This window comes from Paenibacillus zeirhizosphaerae (genome assembly GCF_030705605.1).
GTDB classification, from domain to species: Bacteria; Bacillota; Bacilli; order Paenibacillales; family Paenibacillaceae; genus Paenibacillus; species Paenibacillus zeirhizosphaerae.
Genome location: NZ_JAPCKK010000001.1, coordinates 275,523 through 294,462, shown reverse-complemented (window position 1 = coordinate 294,462; position 18,940 = coordinate 275,523). Strand labels below are relative to the sequence as shown.

19 protein-coding genes and 1 tRNA gene are annotated in these 18,940 nt (G+C 47.4%); 4 read left to right on the top strand and 16 right to left on the bottom strand.

Features of this window, described 5'->3' with window-relative positions; genetic code table 11:
- Positions 1 to 2: 2 nt before the first annotated feature.
- The 3 genes from OIN60_RS01385 to OIN60_RS22545 form a co-directional block, all read right to left on the bottom strand.
- Complete coding sequence (locus OIN60_RS01385) at positions 3 to 302, bottom strand: hypothetical protein (protein ID WP_305753073.1); 300 nt, start codon at positions 300 to 302, stop codon at positions 3 to 5.
- A 113-nt stretch (positions 303 to 415) separates the two neighbouring features.
- A complete protein-coding gene (locus OIN60_RS01380; protein ID WP_305753072.1) occupies positions 416 to 709 on the bottom strand; it encodes a helix-turn-helix domain-containing protein in 294 nt (97 codons plus the stop codon).
- Between the two features lie 23 nt (positions 710 to 732).
- Positions 733 to 927 carry a helix-turn-helix domain-containing protein gene (locus OIN60_RS22545; RefSeq protein ID WP_370872343.1) on the bottom strand — a complete coding sequence of 65 codons (195 nt, stop codon included), beginning with the start codon at positions 925 to 927 and terminating at the stop codon, positions 733 to 735.
- 209 nt (positions 928 to 1,136) lie between these two features.
- Between OIN60_RS22545 and OIN60_RS01375 the strand changes: the two genes are divergently transcribed.
- The 3 genes from OIN60_RS01375 (at position 1,137) to OIN60_RS01365 (ending at position 3,348) form a co-directional block, all read left to right on the top strand.
- Positions 1,137 to 1,565, top strand: a complete 429-nt coding sequence (locus tag OIN60_RS01375) for a helix-turn-helix domain-containing protein (protein WP_305753071.1) — start codon at positions 1,137 to 1,139, stop codon at positions 1,563 to 1,565.
- A 13-nt stretch (positions 1,566 to 1,578) separates the two neighbouring features.
- On the top strand, positions 1,579 to 2,049 hold the full coding sequence (locus tag OIN60_RS01370; protein WP_305753070.1) for an ImmA/IrrE family metallo-endopeptidase: 471 nt from the start codon (positions 1,579 to 1,581) through the stop codon (positions 2,047 to 2,049).
- Positions 2,050 to 2,124: 75 nt separating this feature from the next.
- Positions 2,125 to 3,348, top strand: a complete 1,224-nt coding sequence (locus tag OIN60_RS01365) for a tyrosine-type recombinase/integrase (protein WP_305753069.1) — start codon at positions 2,125 to 2,127, stop codon at positions 3,346 to 3,348.
- Positions 3,349 to 3,444: 96 nt separating this feature from the next.
- Here OIN60_RS01365 and OIN60_RS01360 read toward each other — a convergent pair.
- The 10 genes from OIN60_RS01360 to ilvB form a co-directional block, all read right to left on the bottom strand.
- A tRNA-Gly gene (locus OIN60_RS01360) sits at positions 3,445 to 3,515 on the bottom strand.
- 176 nt (positions 3,516 to 3,691) lie between these two features.
- Entirely contained in the window at positions 3,692 to 4,651 is a 960-nt protein-coding gene (locus tag OIN60_RS01355; protein ID WP_305753068.1) for an aldolase catalytic domain-containing protein, read from the bottom strand.
- A gap of 140 nt (positions 4,652 to 4,791) precedes the next feature.
- On the bottom strand, positions 4,792 to 5,898 hold the full coding sequence (locus OIN60_RS01350; RefSeq protein ID WP_305753067.1) for an ATP-binding protein: 1,107 nt from the start codon (positions 5,896 to 5,898) through the stop codon (positions 4,792 to 4,794).
- A gap of 260 nt (positions 5,899 to 6,158) precedes the next feature.
- Positions 6,159 to 6,569: a hypothetical protein gene (locus OIN60_RS01345; protein WP_305753066.1), complete on the bottom strand. Its 411-nt coding sequence runs from the start codon at positions 6,567 to 6,569 to the stop codon at positions 6,159 to 6,161.
- A gap of 291 nt (positions 6,570 to 6,860) precedes the next feature.
- Entirely contained in the window at positions 6,861 to 7,400 is a 540-nt protein-coding gene (locus tag OIN60_RS01340; protein WP_305753065.1) for a peroxiredoxin, read from the bottom strand.
- Between the two features lie 243 nt (positions 7,401 to 7,643).
- Positions 7,644 to 8,720 carry a 3-isopropylmalate dehydrogenase gene (gene leuB / locus OIN60_RS01335; protein WP_305753064.1) on the bottom strand — a complete coding sequence of 359 codons (1,077 nt, stop codon included), beginning with the start codon at positions 8,718 to 8,720 and terminating at the stop codon, positions 7,644 to 7,646.
- Positions 8,721 to 8,920: 200 nt separating this feature from the next.
- Positions 8,921 to 10,462 carry a 2-isopropylmalate synthase gene (locus OIN60_RS01330; RefSeq protein WP_305753063.1) on the bottom strand — a complete coding sequence of 514 codons (1,542 nt, stop codon included), beginning with the start codon at positions 10,460 to 10,462 and terminating at the stop codon, positions 8,921 to 8,923.
- A 115-nt stretch (positions 10,463 to 10,577) separates the two neighbouring features.
- Positions 10,578 to 11,570, bottom strand: a complete 993-nt coding sequence (gene ilvC / locus OIN60_RS01325; RefSeq protein ID WP_305753062.1) for a ketol-acid reductoisomerase — start codon at positions 11,568 to 11,570, stop codon at positions 10,578 to 10,580.
- Between the two features lie 162 nt (positions 11,571 to 11,732).
- A complete protein-coding gene (ilvN, locus tag OIN60_RS01320) occupies positions 11,733 to 12,215 on the bottom strand; it encodes an acetolactate synthase small subunit (RefSeq protein WP_305753061.1) in 483 nt (160 codons plus the stop codon).
- A gap of 1 nt (position 12,216) precedes the next feature.
- A complete protein-coding gene (ilvB, locus tag OIN60_RS01315; protein ID WP_305753060.1) occupies positions 12,217 to 13,962 on the bottom strand; it encodes a biosynthetic-type acetolactate synthase large subunit in 1,746 nt (581 codons plus the stop codon).
- A 643-nt stretch (positions 13,963 to 14,605) separates the two neighbouring features.
- On the opposite strand from ilvB, the gene OIN60_RS01310 reads away from it, so the two are divergent.
- Entirely contained in the window at positions 14,606 to 15,058 is a 453-nt protein-coding gene (locus OIN60_RS01310; protein ID WP_305753059.1) for a GNAT family N-acetyltransferase, read from the top strand.
- Between the two features lie 277 nt (positions 15,059 to 15,335).
- Here the strand turns inward: OIN60_RS01310 and OIN60_RS01305 are convergent, their stop codons facing one another.
- Genes OIN60_RS01305 through OIN60_RS01295 form a run of 3 tightly spaced genes read right to left on the bottom strand, consistent with a single transcriptional unit; the run spans position 15,336 to position 18,906 of the window.
- Positions 15,336 to 16,295, bottom strand: a complete 960-nt coding sequence (locus tag OIN60_RS01305; RefSeq protein WP_305753058.1) for an ABC transporter permease — start codon at positions 16,293 to 16,295, stop codon at positions 15,336 to 15,338.
- Positions 16,296 to 17,375: an ABC transporter permease gene (locus tag OIN60_RS01300; RefSeq protein ID WP_305753057.1), complete on the bottom strand. Its 1,080-nt coding sequence runs from the start codon at positions 17,373 to 17,375 to the stop codon at positions 16,296 to 16,298.
- Positions 17,368 to 18,906: an ABC transporter ATP-binding protein gene (locus tag OIN60_RS01295; protein WP_305753056.1), complete on the bottom strand. Its 1,539-nt coding sequence runs from the start codon at positions 18,904 to 18,906 to the stop codon at positions 17,368 to 17,370. Before OIN60_RS01295 ends, OIN60_RS01300 begins: the two co-directional genes overlap by 8 nt.
- Positions 18,907 to 18,940 lie beyond the last annotated feature (34 nt).

Here is an 18,940-nt window from a genome sequence, read left to right as displayed (position 1 = left end):
CCCTACCCTGCAAAGCGCAACTGAATTGCCTTCAGAGCGATTGCCTTATTGTTGCTATCTAAATAATCCATGCCCGACAAATTGACGTTGTTCTTTTCGTTGAAAAGGTGTAATGCAAGATTCAGCATGAATTTTTCGCTTTCTGACCAAGGCTTAGAAATGCGTTTAAGCCCTACACTATCAATCGTGTACTCCTCAAAATCGATGTAAGTGCCAACGTAGCGCTGCAATTTTTCACATTCAGTGAAGATATACAACGCCCCCCGCCAGTAACGATCTGCCAATAAGTGTTGTGGTATCATGTTCCTTTCCCCTTCCTCAGAATTGATTATCGACAAATTATTCCAGTACGTTGTTGCCTCATTCGGGTATACTGTTGCTTTGTTCGAATACATAGTTCATTAGCCATATTGATTCATGAGCTTTTCTCGTTTTTCGTAATCACTTCTTGTTCCTGGGCCCACTTGTCTAAGGAAATTTGCCTAAAATAAATTTTTCCACGCTGCTTGTAATGCGGTATGTTCGTTGTCCGGAGCATCCGCCTCAAGGTGGACTGAGACACCTTGAGGTAGTTACATGCTTCAGCAAAATCAAAAATATTAGCGTATAACTGCTGTTGTATTGCTGGTTGAAGCTCCGATAAAATTTCTTGCAGCAGCTCATTTTTAATATCTGACCTGAGCGATGTAATAAGATCTGCAGTAGTCATTAACAACCTCCTTTCTCCCTAACTTACGCAATACGTAAGTTAGGGTTAAAAAAAATTAATCCAGCTCGTTCTGGTGGTATCTTTAATGATTCCACCAATTTTTGCATTACGGAAGCTGATGGCTGTATTTGGCCATTCAGGACCTGAGACAAGGTATTCCTACTTATGCCTGTTGAGCTCGACAACTGTATGATCGTAGAAATGCCATTGTCAATCATTGCTTTTCTTAAGGCTACCGTGTCAGTTCTATAGATAACCTTCAATTTGCTCACCTCCACCAAAACTTACGCCTCAAGTAAGTCCATAGTATCATCCTATCTGCCTCTCCGTCAATACTTAATGCGTAAGTTTTTTATCAAAATGCACAAGTTTTATTGCATAACTCGTAAGTAGGTGTTATTATACAATCAAGGAAGGTGAATTTTTAATGCCCGTTCTTAATGATCGAATAAAAGCCAGACGTATAGCCCTTAATCTTACTTTGCAAGATGTTGCTGATTTTTTAGGTGTGAAAGAAGCAACTGCTCAAAGATATGAGAGTGGAGAAATAAAAAATATCAAACACGAGATTGTCGCTAGTCTGGCTGAACTCTTTAAGTGTACACCCGCTTACCTTATGGGATGGAGTGATGAAATTTCAGAGCCTTCAAAACGATCGGCACTCTCATCCTCAGAGATGCAGTTACTAAAGAAATTTAATTCTCTCGATGAAAAGGGAAAGCATACAGTCAATACTGTATTGGATATGGAGTATAACCGGATACAGAAACCATATTTAGAAGTTGTGGCAGCTCATAACGAGGACTACTCTGAAGAACAAATTAAACTTATGCAAGAGGATCTGGACGATCTATGACGGGGATGGAGCAATGGAAAAATATGAACTACTACTTGACGAAGCAGCAAATTACGGATTAAACGTCATTGAGAAAGACTTTAGATCAGGTGCCAAGGGATTGATTAAGGGCAATAAAATCGGAATTAGAAAAGAACTGACTTTAGTCGAAAAAGGATGTACCTTGGCTGAAGAGGTCGCTCACTACCTAACAAGTGTCGGGAGTATCCTTGATCAATCCAATATTAACAACCGCAAGCAAGAGCTACGTGCCAGGCAGTGGGCCTATCAGTGTATGATCCCGATGGATCAGATCATAGAGGCCCACAAGGCACGCATTTCAGGGAGATATGCTTTAGCCGAATATCTTGGTGTAACTGAAAAGTTTCTCCAGGCGGCCATTGATCGATACACCAGTAAATATGGTATTTTTCTCAAAGTAGATGAACGATTCACGATACGTTTTGATCCACTTGGCGTAATAGAATATTTTCCAACTCACTGAATCTTTGCGCTTTCCAGTCGCAAGGCTGTTTACATATACCACAAAACAGAACATATGTTTGGAGTGATGAAAAAAATGGCTTGGAGAGAGCATCTGGGCGGCAATAAGTATAAACTAGTCGCCCGCGATCCGTCCAAGGCCTCCCGCCCGAAACGATCCACGGTCGTGGAGGTGCCGGCGGACATAGCTAAGTCAGTTAAGAAAACGGAAAACTGGCTTACGCTAGAGCTTGCAAAATGGGAAGAAAAAGTGGAGTCAGGCCATATTAAAAAAAAGGCTGAGAAAATCAGTTTTGCCGACTTCATCCCAGTGTGGAAAAAGGGTTATGCCAATGAAGAAATGGGGGATTACACAAGGAAAAATGTAATGTCAATCGTTAACAGTCGGCTCCTCAAAGAATTTGGTACAATGCGTCTGGATCAGATTCAAACGCTTCACCTTGTCACATACTTTGCTGAGCTTACTAAAAAAGATGGTACGCCGCTGGCTACTAATACGAAACTGAACATCTATAAAGCTTTGAAGTCCGTTTTCGATGCCGCACACGATTGGGGGGTTATCGCAGACAACCCTATTTTGGGAGTTAAACGCCCCTCACAATCAAAAAAAGAAAGGAAAAGCATTCGCTCCAGAAAGAAGGCTTATGATTGGAATGAGGTTGAGACGCTCCTAAAGGCCCTCAGAGCGCTTCCAACGCGCTGGAGGATATATTTTACCGGCTGCATGATTGGAGGCTTCAGAAGGGGCGAATTGTTGGCCGTAGAGTGGACAGACATTGATTATGAGCAAGGGGCTATCTGGATTGAAAAACAAATCACCTTTAAAGAGTCGGGGGAGAAAGTTGAAGGGGAAGTTAAAACTGATGAATCTGAGGGCTGGATACCGATGCCCCGCTGGTATATGGACCAACTGAAGGAATACGAGAGAATCTGGAAAAAGGAGAAATTGCGCTGCAAAAAGTGGCTGGGTGGCGACAAGCAGTATATATTCCACGGCGGGCGTGGCATTATGTACTATCCAACCACACCGACCGTTACATGGAGGAAGTTCTTAGCCAAGCAAGGGCTACCTCATATAAAACTCCATGCACTGCGTCATACTGCCGGAATGCTCTTGAGAGAGAGCGGAGCTGATCTCAAAACGATCCAGGAACGTCTGAGACACACCAAGCTCGACACTACAGCAAATGTCTACACTCACAAGAGTGATGTAATCAGTAGGGCTGCTGCTGACCAATTGGAGCGGTTAGACCCTCAGCAAATTCGGGCTGAAGATAAAACTTCAGATTTTGCCCCATGAACTGCCCCATGACCAAAAAGGAGACAACCCTTTGTCGAAAAATTTGCAAAGGAAAAACCCTTGTGGCGCAAGGGTTTTGGGTAAAACATATTGCAAAGCGGGTGATGGGAATCGAACCCACGCTACCAGCTTGGAAGGCTGGAGTTCTACCATTGAACTACACCCGCAAAATGAACTTAAACTGTTGAAGTTGCTTAGTCAGTATAACTGAACCACATACGAAATGCAATAGGTCAAATACCTAGTCCGGTGTTGTATGTTTTGAATACCCGCATCTAGTTCTTAAGTCTCCATAAAAAAAGCACATGATCCGCGGATCATGTGCTTCTTCTGCCCGGCAGAACTATTTTTTCTCAAAAGATACTTCAGGTGTAGTGAGCTTATCGTAAAAATCAACAGAATTATCTTTGTCATCCGTAGCACGCAGAGCCATCGCCGAACGTGGATGCTCGTCCAAAGTACCAGTGATCATATAAGGGATGATGTATCCCCATTCTTCCTTCTCACGGAGAGGAATCATCAGCTTCTCAAGCACCTCAAGCACCGGACGCAGTTTATATTGCGTATGCTTGAGATGGGTCACGAGAAGCTCTGTTGGACAGTTACCCGCTGCTCGTCCCATTCCATACACGGATGCATCCAGCAGCTCTACGCCCTGCTCGGAAGCGATCAGCGTGTTGGAGAAAGCCAGTTGAAGATTGTTGTGCGCGTGAATGCCAAGACGCTTGTTCGGTAAATGTTTTTTGAATTTCTCGGTCAGATGCAAAATGTCTTTATGGTCCAGACTTCCATAAGAATCCACAATGTAGACAATATCCACCACACTGTCTTTCATGAGCTCGAACGCTTCAAGCAGTTCATGCTCCATCACATTGGACAACGCCATAATATTGATGGTGGTTTCATATCCGCGCTCATGGAAGATATTAACCAGTTCAATCGCCTTATCTACATCCTTGATGTAGCAGGCAACTCGAATCAGGTCGAGCATGCTTTCACTGCGGGGAAGAATGTCATTCTCGTCTACACGGCCGATATCCACGAGGGCAGACAGCTTGGTATGTCCCTTCTGAGGGATAACCTTGCGCAGAAATTCATCATCCAAAAAGCGCCAAGGCCCCGCTTTGTCCGCGCCTTTCAGCAGCTTCGGAGAATTTTTATATCCGATCTCCATATAATCAACACCGGCATCATTCAATCCGGCGTACAATTGTTGAACAAATTCCACGCTGAAATCCCAGTTGTTAACCAAGCCGCCGTCACGGATGGTACAATCCACGATTTTACTATGATTCGTCTTCATCTGTCTGCTTCTCCTTCCACAAGACCAAGTCTATTTCCACTCATCATACTTGAACGGGTCCGCAAAAGTAAAGGTCAAATCAAAAAGGACCTCCCTCAGCTTGGTAGCTTTTTGGGAATGGTCCTGTCTTTCTTTCCACGCTATTGTACCAAAGGTAGAGATATCCGGAATTCGGTTCCTTCTCCCTGATTGCTGTTCACATGGATAAATCCACCGTGATTTTTAATAATTCTGTAGCTTACAGATAACCCCAAGCCTGTCCCACTCTCTTTGGTCGTAAAGAACGGATCGAACAACCTGGATAGCGTATGACGATCCATCCCTTGCCCGTTATCCGCGATCGAAATACCCGCATAATGTCCTTCTTTGGCCACAGCGATCTGAATGGTGCCCGGACGCACATCCTCGACGTTTTGAATGGCGTCCATCGCATTTTTGATAATATTCAGAATGACCTGTTTGATTTGTTTTACATCAATGGAAACCTGGAGGGGATCAGGGTTATCCACCAGTATAATTTCGCAGTCCTTCATCAAGGCTTCGCTCTCGGTCAGCAGGGCCACTTCCTTGAGCAAGTTAGAAACGGGAAGTACAGTTTTCTGAGGCGCCGAAGGCTTGGACGAATTCAGAAATTCATAAATAATATCATTCGCCCGGTCAATTTCCGAGAGGATGATCTTGGCATATTCATCCTTGCCAAGCTGCAGAAGGTGAGGCCTAAGCAGTTGAATAAAGCCCCGGATAGCCGTAAGGGGATTCCTGATCTCGTGAGCAATGGAAGCGGATATCCTCCCGAGCATGGCCAGCTTGTCATTCTGGTAAGCCGTCTGCTCAATATGCTTATAGTCCGTAACATCCTTGACACTGAACAAAATATCGCCATCCAGTTGATCACCGTAGGTTACCGTGATTAGCCAATGACGTCCGGATTCGTCAATCAGCTCGTGGTAGCGCTTACGGTGGAAGATGGTTTCGCGATAAATTCGGAGTATCTTCTTTCTTCTGAAACGGTTCAACTCAGGATGCTTTAAAATCTGAACAAGGCTGCACCCCGTCAGCGCTGCTCTGGAGACTTCAAGAAGCTTGGCCATCTGAACGTTAACGAATGTTACCACACCTTCGTGGTCAAAAAGCATAATACCGCTGTCTAGATGCTCCAAAACATTTTCATATTTGTTTTTGACTAATTGGGTGGATTGAAAGGCTGCGATCGAATGAACCATCGTTTCATGAAATCCGTTGATCATGCCGGGGTCCCCCTTGTACCGGTTGATAAACTGGCCGTTTCGGGCATGTGCAATGCTAAAGATAAATGAACCAACCACCTATTTCCAATTACCTCTTTTTTTATGATAGTCAACATTCCTATTTTCAGTCAATCGAAAATCCTGTCGAATGTATAAATTTTTTTGAGATATTTTTTTGCGCAATTACGAAAAAATGAAGCTCTCGCTTAGCGAAAGCTTCATCCTTTTGCCTCTTGCACAAATCACGGTCTAACTATAAGTTAGCTGTTGTTATGCTGAAGGCGTGAACGTCGTTGGCTCATTACTGCCAATCTTCTTTTCAACTCTCCTTGCCACTTTTCATCTTCGATCTGTTTGGCAACGGTAAGCAAATCCAGCGATATATCGATCTGCCGCTTTACAGTTTCAAGCGGGTCCTCACTTTCCCTGCTGACACAGTTCTCAAAGATGGTGTCCTCGTCTTCCATCACGTAATCCTGAAAATCAATTTCTGTTGCACCATCGCCATGTGCATACTCCGCAAGAATCTCGTACTCGTTCTCCACACGGTAATGAACTTCAATACGCTGGCACACCGGGCATACCAGCAAGGGCACGTTATGGACCTGCGTACGGTAATGCTTCAGCGTCCCCTTGGTTCCCACCATACTTGCTCCGCAGCAAAAACTCATCTGGCGCTCACCCTCCTCTGAACATAACCTGATTTACTTCGATCGTCCAAACATGTATCCGGTGCAGCAAAAGCGGCATTGTCACTCTTTCGGTATTTGCTTTTTCTAACTACCCTATTCGCTCTAAATGCTCATAATTCCTTCCGGCCTTCTTAAAACGTATAATTCTTATTTCAACGATTTGCCGCAAATTCAAACAGGATTAGACAGGACTGCATCAATTAGGCAAGCAAGCCCCCAACAGCCGATTTACACCGGTGATGGGGGCTTTGGAAAAATATTCAAATCATATTACAGATTATTATCGCCAGGTTTCCAGTTCATAGCACACAAACCGCCGGATTGCAGTGCTTGCAGCACACGCAGAGTTTCTTCAACGCTGCGGCCTACATCGTTGTGGTTAACAACCTGGTATTTCAGTTCACCTTCTGGATCAATGATGAACAGACCACGCAATGCAACACCTTCCTCTTCGATCAGTACGCCATAGTCACGCGCAACTTGTTTCGTAATATCGGAAGCGAGCGGAAAGTTCAGTTGCCCCAGACCGTTGCTGTCCTTCGGAGTATTGATCCAAGCCTTGTGGCTGTGTACGGAGTCAACACTTACACCCAGAATTTCCGTGTCCAGTTCTTTGAACTGGGCAAATGCTTCACTCAATGCTGTAATTTCAGTAGGGCATACGAAAGTGAAATCAAGCGGATAGAAGAAAAATACGAGCCATTTTCCACGGTAATCGGACAATTTAATATGACCAAATTCCTGTCCATCACCTGTAACAGTTTCCATTGTAAAATCTGGAGCCGGTTTGCCAACTAATCTTTCAGCCATTTCTGTAAATCCTCCTTTGAGCTATGTAAGAAAAACATGAGTGTTTTTCTTGATCATCTGAATAATTTCGCAAAACATTATTTTCATTGAAAATGTTATCATCCGACTTCAATAAAGTCAATATTATAGGAATTATTTTTTTATAATAACTATAAATAAGAGATAAATCGACATCTTTCTGACACATCATAGCCTGGCTCTCTCTGCTGGGATGCAGTTTTTTCCAGGCCGTGTAGGTCTGTCTTATTTCATTGCCGCTGCGATCAGATCGCCCATTTCCGAAGTTGACAACGCTTGGCTTTTGTCCACTGCGATATCGGCTGTACGGTGGCCCGCATCAAGCACCTCTGCCACGGCTTTTTCAATAGCATCCGCCGCTTTGTCATAACCGAACGTAAGGCGGAACATTAACGCTACCGACAAAATGGTTGCAATTGGGTTAGCCAGCCCTTGGCCTGCAATATCCGGTGCCGAGCCGTGAACCGGCTCGTATAAGCCGAAGCTTCCTTCTCCAAGAGACGCTGACGCCAGCATGCCGATAGAGCCGGTAAGCATAGCCGCTTCATCACTCAGAATATCGCCGAACATATTTTCCGTCACTATTACGTCAAAGCTTGAAGGACGGCGCAGCAACTGCATGGCGCAGTTATCCACCAGCACGTGCTCCAGTTCCACATCTGGATATTCCGGCGCAACCCGGTTCACGACCTCACGCCACAGACGGGAAGTCTCAAGGACGTTGGCTTTGTCCACCGAAGCCAGCTTTTTACGGCGTTTCTGTGCGATTTCAAATGCCTGACGAACAATGCGCTCCACTTCCTGCACATTATACACACAGGTATCAACCGCTTCCTGCCCGCCTTCGCCTTCACGTCTGAATTTTTCGCCAAAATAAATACCGCCCGTCAGCTCGCGCACTACCATCAGATCGGTTCCCTCAAGCACCTCAGGCTTCAAGGTTGACGCATCCTTCAAACAGTCAAAGATGACAGCCGGACGCAGGTTGGAGAACAGTCCCAGCTCCTTACGGATGCCGAGCAGCCCTGTTTCAGGACGCAGCTCCTTCGGATTGCTATCCCATTTTGGACCTCCTACGGCTCCAAGCAGCACGGCATCCGCCGACTTACAGACTTTCAGGGTATCCTCAGGAAGAGGTGTCCCTTTCTCATCAATTGCGATTCCTCCGAACAGGACGTGCTCTGTTTCAAAGGAATAACCGTAGAGCTCTTCCGTCCGTTTCAGAATTTTCTCAGCTTCCGCCACTACTTCCGGACCAATTCCGTCTCCGGCGATTACCGCGATTTTTTTCACTTCGGCCATTTTCCGTCACTCCTCTTATTCTTGAGCCGTTCAAGCCCATTGCTACTATCCTTTTTATCATATCTGACATAGATTTGACCAAGATATACAATCTATCAACTTAATAGGATATGCCTATAACCCGGTTGCACTTAACTTTTCTGTTCATACAAATAAGAGATCCCTGCAACCGATAGGTCTTGGGATCTCAATTCGGCCTATTATTCTTTATAATCGACACGTTTCGTAAATGTCTTCCGCTTCTCGATCAATCCGTTAAGGGCATCCACATACGCACGTGCGCTGGCTTCCAGAATGTCCGTGCTCAGTCCGTGGCCTTGGACAGACAGTTCTCCTTGCGTCAGGACCACATGCACCTCGCCCAGCGCATCCTTACCTTGCGTAACCGACTTGATCAAATAATCCGAAAGAGTTACCTGCTCTCCGCTCGCCAGATCAATCGCATTATAGATTGCATCAACCGAGCCGTTGCCTGCAGCCTCGGTTTCCAACACCCGGTCGTCAAGCGTCAGGATGCGCACCTTCGCGGAAGGGACCAACTGATTCCCGTAGGCAACATAAAGAGTATCGAGTTTGAACATTTCTGGTGTATCTGTCAGCTTCTCCTCCAGGAGCGCAAGGATATCGTTGTCCGACACTTCCTTCTTCTTGTCCGCCAAGTCCTTAAATTGAGCAAACGCCTTGTTCACTTCTTCCTCGGACAGCTCGTAACCAAGATCAACCAGCTTCTCGCGGAATGCGTGGCGGCCGGAATGCTTCCCAAGCACCAGCTTGCTTTCCTTGAGACCGATCGTTTCCGGTGTCATGATCTCATACGTCGTTTTTTCCTTCAGCATACCGTCCTGATGGATGCCCGATTCGTGTGCAAAGGCGTTCGCTCCGACGATCGCCTTGTTACCAGGCACGACCATACCTGTCAAACGGCTGACAAGTCTGCTTGTGCGCGCAATTTCTGACAATTGCAGCGACGTCTTGGCGTTAAAAAATTCCTGCCGTGTCTCGAGAGCCATGGCAATTTCTTCAATGGCGGTATTGCCTGCCCGTTCACCGATGCCGTTAATCGTGCCCTCGATCTGGTCCGCCCCGTTCAGGATGGCGGCAAGCGTGTTGGCGGTTGCCATGCCCAGATCGTTGTGGCAGTGGGCACTAAGCTGTACCTTTTCAATGCCTGGAACGTTTTCCTTCAAATGCTTGAAGATATTCCCGTACTCGTAAGGGGTCAGATAACCGACCGTATCGGGAATATTGATAACCGTCGCGCCTTCCTTCACAGCCATTGCAGTGACTTCGACCATGAAGTCAAGCTCTGTACGGCCCGCATCCTCCAGCGAGAACTCAACCTTGGAAAAATATTTGCGGGAGTATTGAATCGCCGCGCGCGCTGTGTCCATCACCTGCGACTTTTCCATTTTCAGCTTATATTTGCGGTGGATCGGAGAGGTCGCCAAAAACACGTGAATGCATGGGTCCTGAGCGCCGATCAACGCCTCGCGAACCGCATCAATATCCTGCTCACGGGAACGTGAAAGCCCGATGACGGTAGCGTTCTTGATCGCCTTGGCGACCGCGTTGACTGCCGCCAAATCCCCGGGTGATGCTGCCGGGAAGCCTGCTTCCATCCGGTCTACTCCCAGCTTCTCCAACTGATGGGCAATTTCAACCTTTTCACGTGTATTCAGATTGACACCAGGTGACTGCTCACCATCCCGCAAGGTTGTATCAAAAATATAAATTTTTCGCAATGTAAAGCACCTCCCTGGATTTGTCTCCTGAAACCGCAATGCGGCTCACGCATAAGCACGGCCGCATTGTGGGAACATCGGTATAATTGTAGCTAGACAATAACTGTAATCTGTTTTATTTTTTGATCCAGTGCATCATTTCACGCAATTGACCGCCCACAACTTCGAGCGGATGGTTTGCTTCGTTACGGCGCGTTGCTGTCAGGAAAGCACGGCCGGATTGATTTTCAAGAATGAAGTCACGCGCAAATTTACCCTGTTGAATATCAGTCAGGACCTCTTTCATCGCTTTTTTCGTTTCTTCGGTTACGATGCGCGGACCCGTAACATAGTCACCATATTCAGCCGTATTGCTGATGGAATCGCGCATGGTGGCAAGACCACCTTCATACATGAGATCAACGATCAGCTTCAACTCATGCAGGCACTCAAAGTATGCCATTTCCGGCGCATATCCCGCTTCGGTCAAAGTTTCAAATCCGGCTTTAACCAATGCGCTCACACCACCGCACAGTACAGCCTGCTCACCGAACAGATCCGTTTCAGTTTCTTCACGGAAGGAGGTTTCGATTACACCTGCGCGGGTACAGCCGATGCCTTTGGCATAAGCCAATCCGATTTCTTTAGCTTGACCTGTAGCATCCTGTTCGATAGCAATCAGACCCGGTACGCCAAATCCTTCAGCATACGTACGGCGGACCATGTGGCCCGGAGACTTCGGAGCAACAAGCAGCACATCGCTGTCCTTAGGAGGCACGATTTGGCCAAAATGCACGTTGAAGCCGTGGGAGAACATCAGCGCAGCGCCTTTTTTGAGGTTAGGCTCAATTTCATTTTTGTATACGGAGGCTTGAGTTTCATCAGGCATCAAAATTTGAACAACATCAGCGCGGCTTGCAGCTTCGGCTACGGACAGCACTTCAAAACCGTCATTTTTCGCCGTCTCGAAAGACTTGCCTTCACGCAGACCGATGACAACGTTCAGGCCGCTGTCGCGCAGGTTTTGTGCTTGAGCATGACCCTGGCTGCCGTATCCGATAACGGCAATTGTTTTCCCTTTCAAAACGCTAAGTTCTGCATCTTTTTCATAATACGTTGTCACTGCCATGGTAAAAATTCCTCCTTTAAATTGGAACCCTTCATAATGAGCGGGTGTTCCAGAAGACTCACAGGCGGAATCTGCTGGAACTCCCGCTCATTAAGGGTCATGTATACTTTAATATTTTAATGCGTAATAAGCGTTACACCACTAAAGTTTGCAAATGTCTTTTTACAGGTTTCCGCGTACCAAGGCGGTTATACCGGTCCTGGACAGCTCCCGGATTCCATAAGGCTTTAGCAATTCAATCATCGCATCAATTTTGGGGGTGTCCCCGACAACTTGAACCACGAGACTGGAAGTGCCAATATCCACTACAGAAGCGCGGAACGTGTCCACGACCCCCATAATTTCAGGTCTCTGCGGCGGCTCAGCCTTAACTTTAATCAGTGCGAGCTCCCGTGCGACCATCGGTTTGGAGCTCAAATCGATAACCTTGATGACATCAATCAGCTTGTAAAGCTGCTTCTCGACCTGTTCAAGCGTATGTTCATCCCCTGGTGTTACGATGACCATCCGAGAGAGCCCTGCCTCTTCAGAGGGACCCACGGTGATGCTGTCAATGTTAAACCCCCGCCGGCTGAAGAGACCCGATACCCGCTGCAGGACACCAGGCTGATCATTCACCAGTACCGCAATCGTATATTTCATCATGTTACTCGTCCCCCATCAGCATTTGATCAATAGCCGAGCCCTGCGTCACCATCGGATATACATTTTCATCCTTGCTGACCACAAATTCGACGAGAACGGGTCCCAGTGTATTCATCGCTTCCTGCCATGCTTCGCGGGCTTCCTCTTTGTTCCGTGCCCGTAGGCCTTTAACTCCATAGGCTTCAGCCAATTTAACAAAATCAGGGCTACCGGCAAGGTCAATATGGCTGAAACGGTTGTCGTAAATCAGCTCCTGCCACTGCCGCACCATGCCGAGCACCTGGTTGTTGATCACGACGATTTTAACAGGAATATTATTGATGGCACAAATAGCCAGCTCCTGTGAACACATCTGCATACCGCCGTCTCCGTTGATCGAGATCACCAGTCTGTCCGGATGGGCCATCTGCGCACCAATAGCGGAAGGAAACCCGAAGCCCATCGTCCCAAGCCCGCCGGAGGTTACCCAGGAGCGCGGCTTATTAAATTTATAATACTGGGCGGCCCACATCTGATGCTGGCCGACATCCGTCGTCACGATGGCTCCGCCTTTGGTCGTTTCATCCAGCATTTCAATGACCCACTGCGGCTTCAGCACTTCATCGGAATCGCGGTAGCTGTACGGCTTATCCGCTTTCCAAGTTTGAATTTGCTGTCTCCAGACATCCGCTTTATCTGCGCGCTTCACATCCTGATTGACCATTTCAAGCACGGTTTTCACATCCCCAACGATCGGGATATCGGTCGGTACATTTTTACCAATCTCCGCAGGATCAATATCGATATGAACGATCTTGGCAAGCGGTGCGAATTCGTCCAGCTTGCCTGTAACGCGGTCATCGAAACGCGCCCCTATGTTAATCAGAAGATCCGCATTTTGAATGGCAAGGTTGGATGTATACGTACCATGCATGCCTGGCATTCCTGTCCACAGCTCATGACCGCTCGGGAATCCTCCAAGCCCCAGCAGTGTAGTCGTGATCGGGATTTCGGAGCGTGTGACGAACTCATAAAGCGCTTCATGAGCTCCCGAGTACACCACGCCTCCGCCCGCCAGGATCATAGGACGCTCGGCTTCGCTGATCGCCTGAATCAGCTTGTCAACCTGGAGCTTGTTCGGTACAACACGGGGATTGTACCCGCGCATGGCAACAGGTCCGGTTTGTGGCACGAAGAGCGTTTTGGCTGCGGATATGTCTTTCGGGATATCGATGAGAACCGGTCCTTTACGGCCAGTGTTCGCAATATGAAATGCCTCATGAATGATTCTTGGCAGCTCCTCAACATCACGTACCAGATAGCTGTGCTTGGTAATCGGCATCGTGATGCCCGTAATGTCTGCTTCCTGGAAAGCATCCGAACCGATCAGGGAAGAGATTACGTTTCCGGTGATGACGACCAGCGGCACCGAATCCATAAATGCGGTCGCAATTCCAGTGACCAGATTGGTTGCACCCGGTCCGGAGGTCGCAATACAGACACCAACCTTTCCGCTTGCACGGGCATATCCGTCGGCTGCATGGATGGCACCCTGTTCATGACGGGTCAACACATGCTTGAAATCCTCGAAACCGTACATTGCGTCATAGATATAGAGTACAGCACCTCCGGGATACCCGAATACACATTCCACACCTTCCAACAGCAGGCTTCGCAGCAGAATATCCGAACCCGAAATGACTTCGGGCTTCATCCATTTTTCGCGTAATTCATCGGTTGACCTTGCCTCAGGGATTTGAGCACTCATGAGTCATCCTCCTTCTTATAGATTACATAAATCTTACATTTACAAAAAAACAAAAAACCTTTCGACCCTCCCAGCAGATCAAACTGCTGTCGAGGGACGAAAGGTTGTTAACTTCCGTGGTACCACCCAAATTTGCCCGATACCTCGCGGTATCAAACCTTGGCAGGTATAAAAAATCATCGATGTAAAGCGCCGATTTTTATACACTGTCGTCTGTAACGTAGACTGTACGATTTCCCCTAATAAACTGCTGATATACAGCCTTTCAGGGAAATGGCTCCGAGGTGAGCTCGTATGTAAGGGGTATTGGTGGAATTTTCAGCTGATATTCCACTCTCTGGACAACAGAGCCCTTATAACTTCGTCCTCTTCATCGCCGATATGATCATGCAATTCTTAAAATGTTTAGACACATTATATGATCCCTTTACGGGGATAGTCAATAGTTTCATCAACAAAAAATTTTCTTTATATTTTTCTTGGGTGAATTATTCCATATTTAGGCCTGTGTCCAATGTCTGCCTATCACGTAAAAACGGGATGTGAGCATATGCTGTGGAAAAGCACTCTTACCTGCCGTTATTTACAGGCAAAGCCGGTTCGGCAGGTGTTTTTCCGGCCGCCATCTGGGAGGAATTGCTCAATGATCCGCCTCCGCATGAAGGACGTCGACGATAAACAGATCAGGCAGTTAATCGATAAAGAGCTAGTTCCATTATCTCACATGTCGCCCTCGCTTATACAGAAAATCCGCAAAGAACTTCCTCGTCGCCTGAGCCAAGGAATGACTTATATTTCTTATGAAACGAATCCGTCGAAGCTTAACGGTTTTATTCATCTGCTCCTGTATCCCCACACACTGATCATTGACATGCTGGCTGTCGCCTCAAAGGCTCAGGGCAAGGGTGTCGGAAAATCACTCCTGCTCCATGCCGAAAACTTAGGCAGCAGTAAGAGATGTACTTCCTCCAGACTGTTGGTAGATGAAGGAAATGTGCGCGGAATACAATTTTACCAGAGGCAGGGTTATTCCGTCATACGGCATGACACACGGAACCACTGCTATGAAATGAGTAAAAGGCTGTCTCCCTATTAAGCTCCAGCGTATGTTGCGAGACGCACCGAGAACGAATCATTCCTCTAATCTTGTTGACCCTCTGGGCAAAAGGAGAACACAGCCGCTTTTCCGGAATTGCTTCGTCCTCTCCGCTGCTACGTGCATATCCATACTTAAACCCATTGTGCTTCACTTATGATGCAGAGGGACCACAGACTGCAGAAGGAGCACAGACAACAAATAAAATGGGCCAACCAGAAATCTCTGGTTGGCCTGATAATACAAAAAAATCCTTTTCTGGATGATCCATCATAAGTTAACGTTTGCCAGGATCATACGGCTGTCCTAAGGCAGCCGGAGCGCTCGAACGTCCCACAGCACCTACGAGCACGATGATGGTAAGTAGGTACGGCAGCATGAAAATAATTTCCTGGGGAATACTTTGCGACCAGGCAAACAGCTGCACATAGTTGCGGATCGCTTGGGAAAATCCGAAAAACATAGCCGCCCAAAAGGCACCGACCGGATTCCATTTCCCGAAAATCATGGCTGCGATCGCAATATATCCTTGACCCGAAATCGTATTATGCGAGAAAGTACCTGTCGTTGTCAGTGTAATGGTCGCACCGCCAAGGCCAGCAAGAGCTCCGCTGATCATGACACCAATATAACGCAAACGATTAACTTTGACACCAACCGTGTCTGCTGCGCTTGGATGCTCGCCGACCGCGCGTAGCCGGAGACCAAACGGTGTCTTGTAAAGTGTGTACCACCCGACAATGACAAGGATAATGGCCAGATAGGTTGTTGGATATGCATTAAAAAGCACGTTGCCGATAAACGGAATATCCGTAAGTCCTGGAATATTCAGCTTGGCAAAACCCTGAATCAACTCCGATTCACCCGAGCCGTCGAAAAGCAGCTTAACCAGGTAAAGCGTGCTGCCTGCAGCCAAAAAGTTAATGACGATACCGCTAATGACCTGGTCCGCCTTGAAGGTGATGGACGCAACCGCATGGATCAGCGAGACAATCACACCAAACACGATTGCACTAAGTACGCCGACCCATGCTGCGGCTGTTGCTCCCATGCCGGCATTCTCAGCATAGAATCCGCCAACCGCAGCGGCAAAGGCTCCAAAAATCATCAAACCTTCAATCCCAAGATTCGTGACACCAGACCGCTCCGAAAAAATCCCGCCCAGCGATGCAAAAATAAGTGCTGTCGCAAAAACGAGGGTCGTATTGATGATTTGGCCAAGTGTTATGAAGTCCATTTACAACACCTTCTCTTTCTTGCGTTTGGAATAGAACGGCTTCAATATCCAGCGCACAATTCCCTGAGCCGCTATAAAGAAAATGATCGACCCGATCACAATACGCGTTATTTCAGGCGGCACATCCGCTGCGAAGCTCATACCTGCTGAACCATAAGTAAGCGTTCCGAACAGGATCGCACCCAGCAAGACTCCGAATGGGTTATTCATGCCGATCAGTGCCACCGCTATTCCGTCAAAGCCCGTCCCTGGCGAACTGGCCATCACCGATTGATAATGGAACACACCCAGCACTTCGAACGCGCCGGCCAACCCGGCGAACGTTCCGCTGATAAACATGGCTTTGACAATATTCCGGTCAACATTCATACCCGCGTATCTTGAAGCATCCTGATTAAAGCCTACCGAACGCAGCTCATAACCCTGCTTGGTTTTCCACAGGAAGATATAGAAAAATACCGCTGCGGCCAAGGCAATCAGCGTTCCCCAATGCACACGCGCGTTGCCCATCATTTGGGACAGCCAGTCTATCGAAACCGATGCTGTAGGCTGAATATCAACCGAACGGTTCTGTCCCTCAAGAAGCATGAACCGGTTAATCACCAGGTTCGCAGTGTACAACCCGATCCAGTTCAGCATGATACAGGTAATGACTTCGTTGACTCCGCGCTTAGCCTTGAGGTAGCCGGCTAAGGCAGCCCACAGCCCGCCAAACAAAGCTCCGGCAATGACAGCCAGCGGTGCATGAATAATCGCAGGCAGACCTTTAAGCTGTATAGCAACCACAGAGGCGGCCGTCATCCCGATCAAAAACTGCCCCTCACCACCGATGTTGAACAGGCCAGCTCTCGCAGCAAAGGCAAAGGCCAAACCTGTAAGAATCAAAGGTGTCATTTCCCGAATGGCTTCGCCAAAGTTATATGCGTCCCCGTAAACACGCTCAAACAAGGCTCCGTATGCCGCAATCGGATCATAACCTCCGATCAGCATCACGAGCGCACCCAGCACGAGGCCTATAATAATAGCAACAATAGCGAGAATGAAGGAGTCTCTTGTAAACAACTTCAGAAAATTAGCCATGCTGTGCTCCTTTCTTCACCGTACTGCCTGCCATCATCAAGCCCAATTCTTGATCATTTGTCTGTTCCGGCAGTACTTCGCCGACAATCTGACCTTCGTAGATAACGGCAATGCGGTCTGAAACGTTCATAATTTCATCCAGCTCAAACGAAATAAGAAGTACCGCTTTGCCCTGATCACGCTGCGCAATCAACTGCTGCTGTACAAACTCAATCGCTCCGACATCCAAACCACGAGTCGGCTGCGCAGCAATCAGCAGATCCGGATTTTTATCAATCTCACGTGCAATGATCGCTTTCTGCTGGTTCCCCCCCGACAAAGAACGGGCTTTCGTTTGAATGCTTGGCGTCCGTACATCGAAGCGTTCGATGAGGTTTTTAGCCTGCTCATGAATAGCCTCATAATTCAGAAACCCGTTTTTATTGTATGGAGATTGATAATAGGTTTCCAAAACCATATTCTCACTCATGGAAAAATCCAGTACAAGCCCATGCTTGTGCCGGTCCTCAGGAATATGGGAAACCCCCGCCTCCGATATTTTTCGCGGAGTCAGATTCGTTATATTTTGCCCCAGCAAAGACACTGCACCGCCATCTACTTTTCTAAGTCCGGTCAGAGCTTCGATCAGCTCGCTCTGCCCATTCCCGTCCACTCCGGCGATGCCAAGAATTTCTCCAGCCTTAACCTGCAGGCTCAGGCCATCCAGTACGGAAATTCCGTCTTTGCTTTTGGAAGTGAGATCTTTTACATCCAGAACAACCTTTCCCGGCCGTGCTGGAGCCTTGTCCACCTTAAAGGATACACTGCGGCCCACCATCTTCTCCGCCAACTCACTTGGCGTCGTTTCCGATGTCTTGACGGTGTCTATCACTTTGCCCCTGCGGATGATAGTGACCGTATCCGAAATGTGCATAATCTCTTTCAACTTATGTGTGATCAGAATGATGGATTTGCCTTCGGCAACGAGCCTTTTCATAATATCCATCAATTCGTTGATTTCCTGGGGAGTCAGAACTGCCGTCGGTTCGTCAAAAATGAGGATATCCGCACCACGGTATAATGTTTTAATAATTTCTACCCGCTGCTGCATGCCCACCGAGATGTCTTGTATTTTGGCATCCGGGTTTACCTGCAGACCATATTGTTCCGACAGGCGTTTAACTTCAGCCGAAGCTGTCTTATAATCAAGCTTGACCCCTTTGCGCGGCTCAGAGCCAAGTACAATATTCTCGGTTACGGTAAAAGGCTGTACAAGTTTGAAATGCTGATGCACCATGCCGATGCCCAGCTCAATGGCTTTATTGGGACTATCGATCGCGACCGTCTTTCCGTCTACTTCAATCGTTCCCTCTTCAGGCTGATATAGACCAAACAGGATATTCATAAGTGTTGATTTACCCGCTCCGTTTTCGCCAAGCAGAGCATGAATCTCTCCCTTGTGCAGCTTCAAGCTGATGGAGTCGTTGGCGACGATGCCGGGGAAGCGCTTCGTGATTTGCTTTAACTCAACGATGGGAGTCGCTGCATCCATGAGATCACCCTTAATGTGTTTATTGGTAATGATT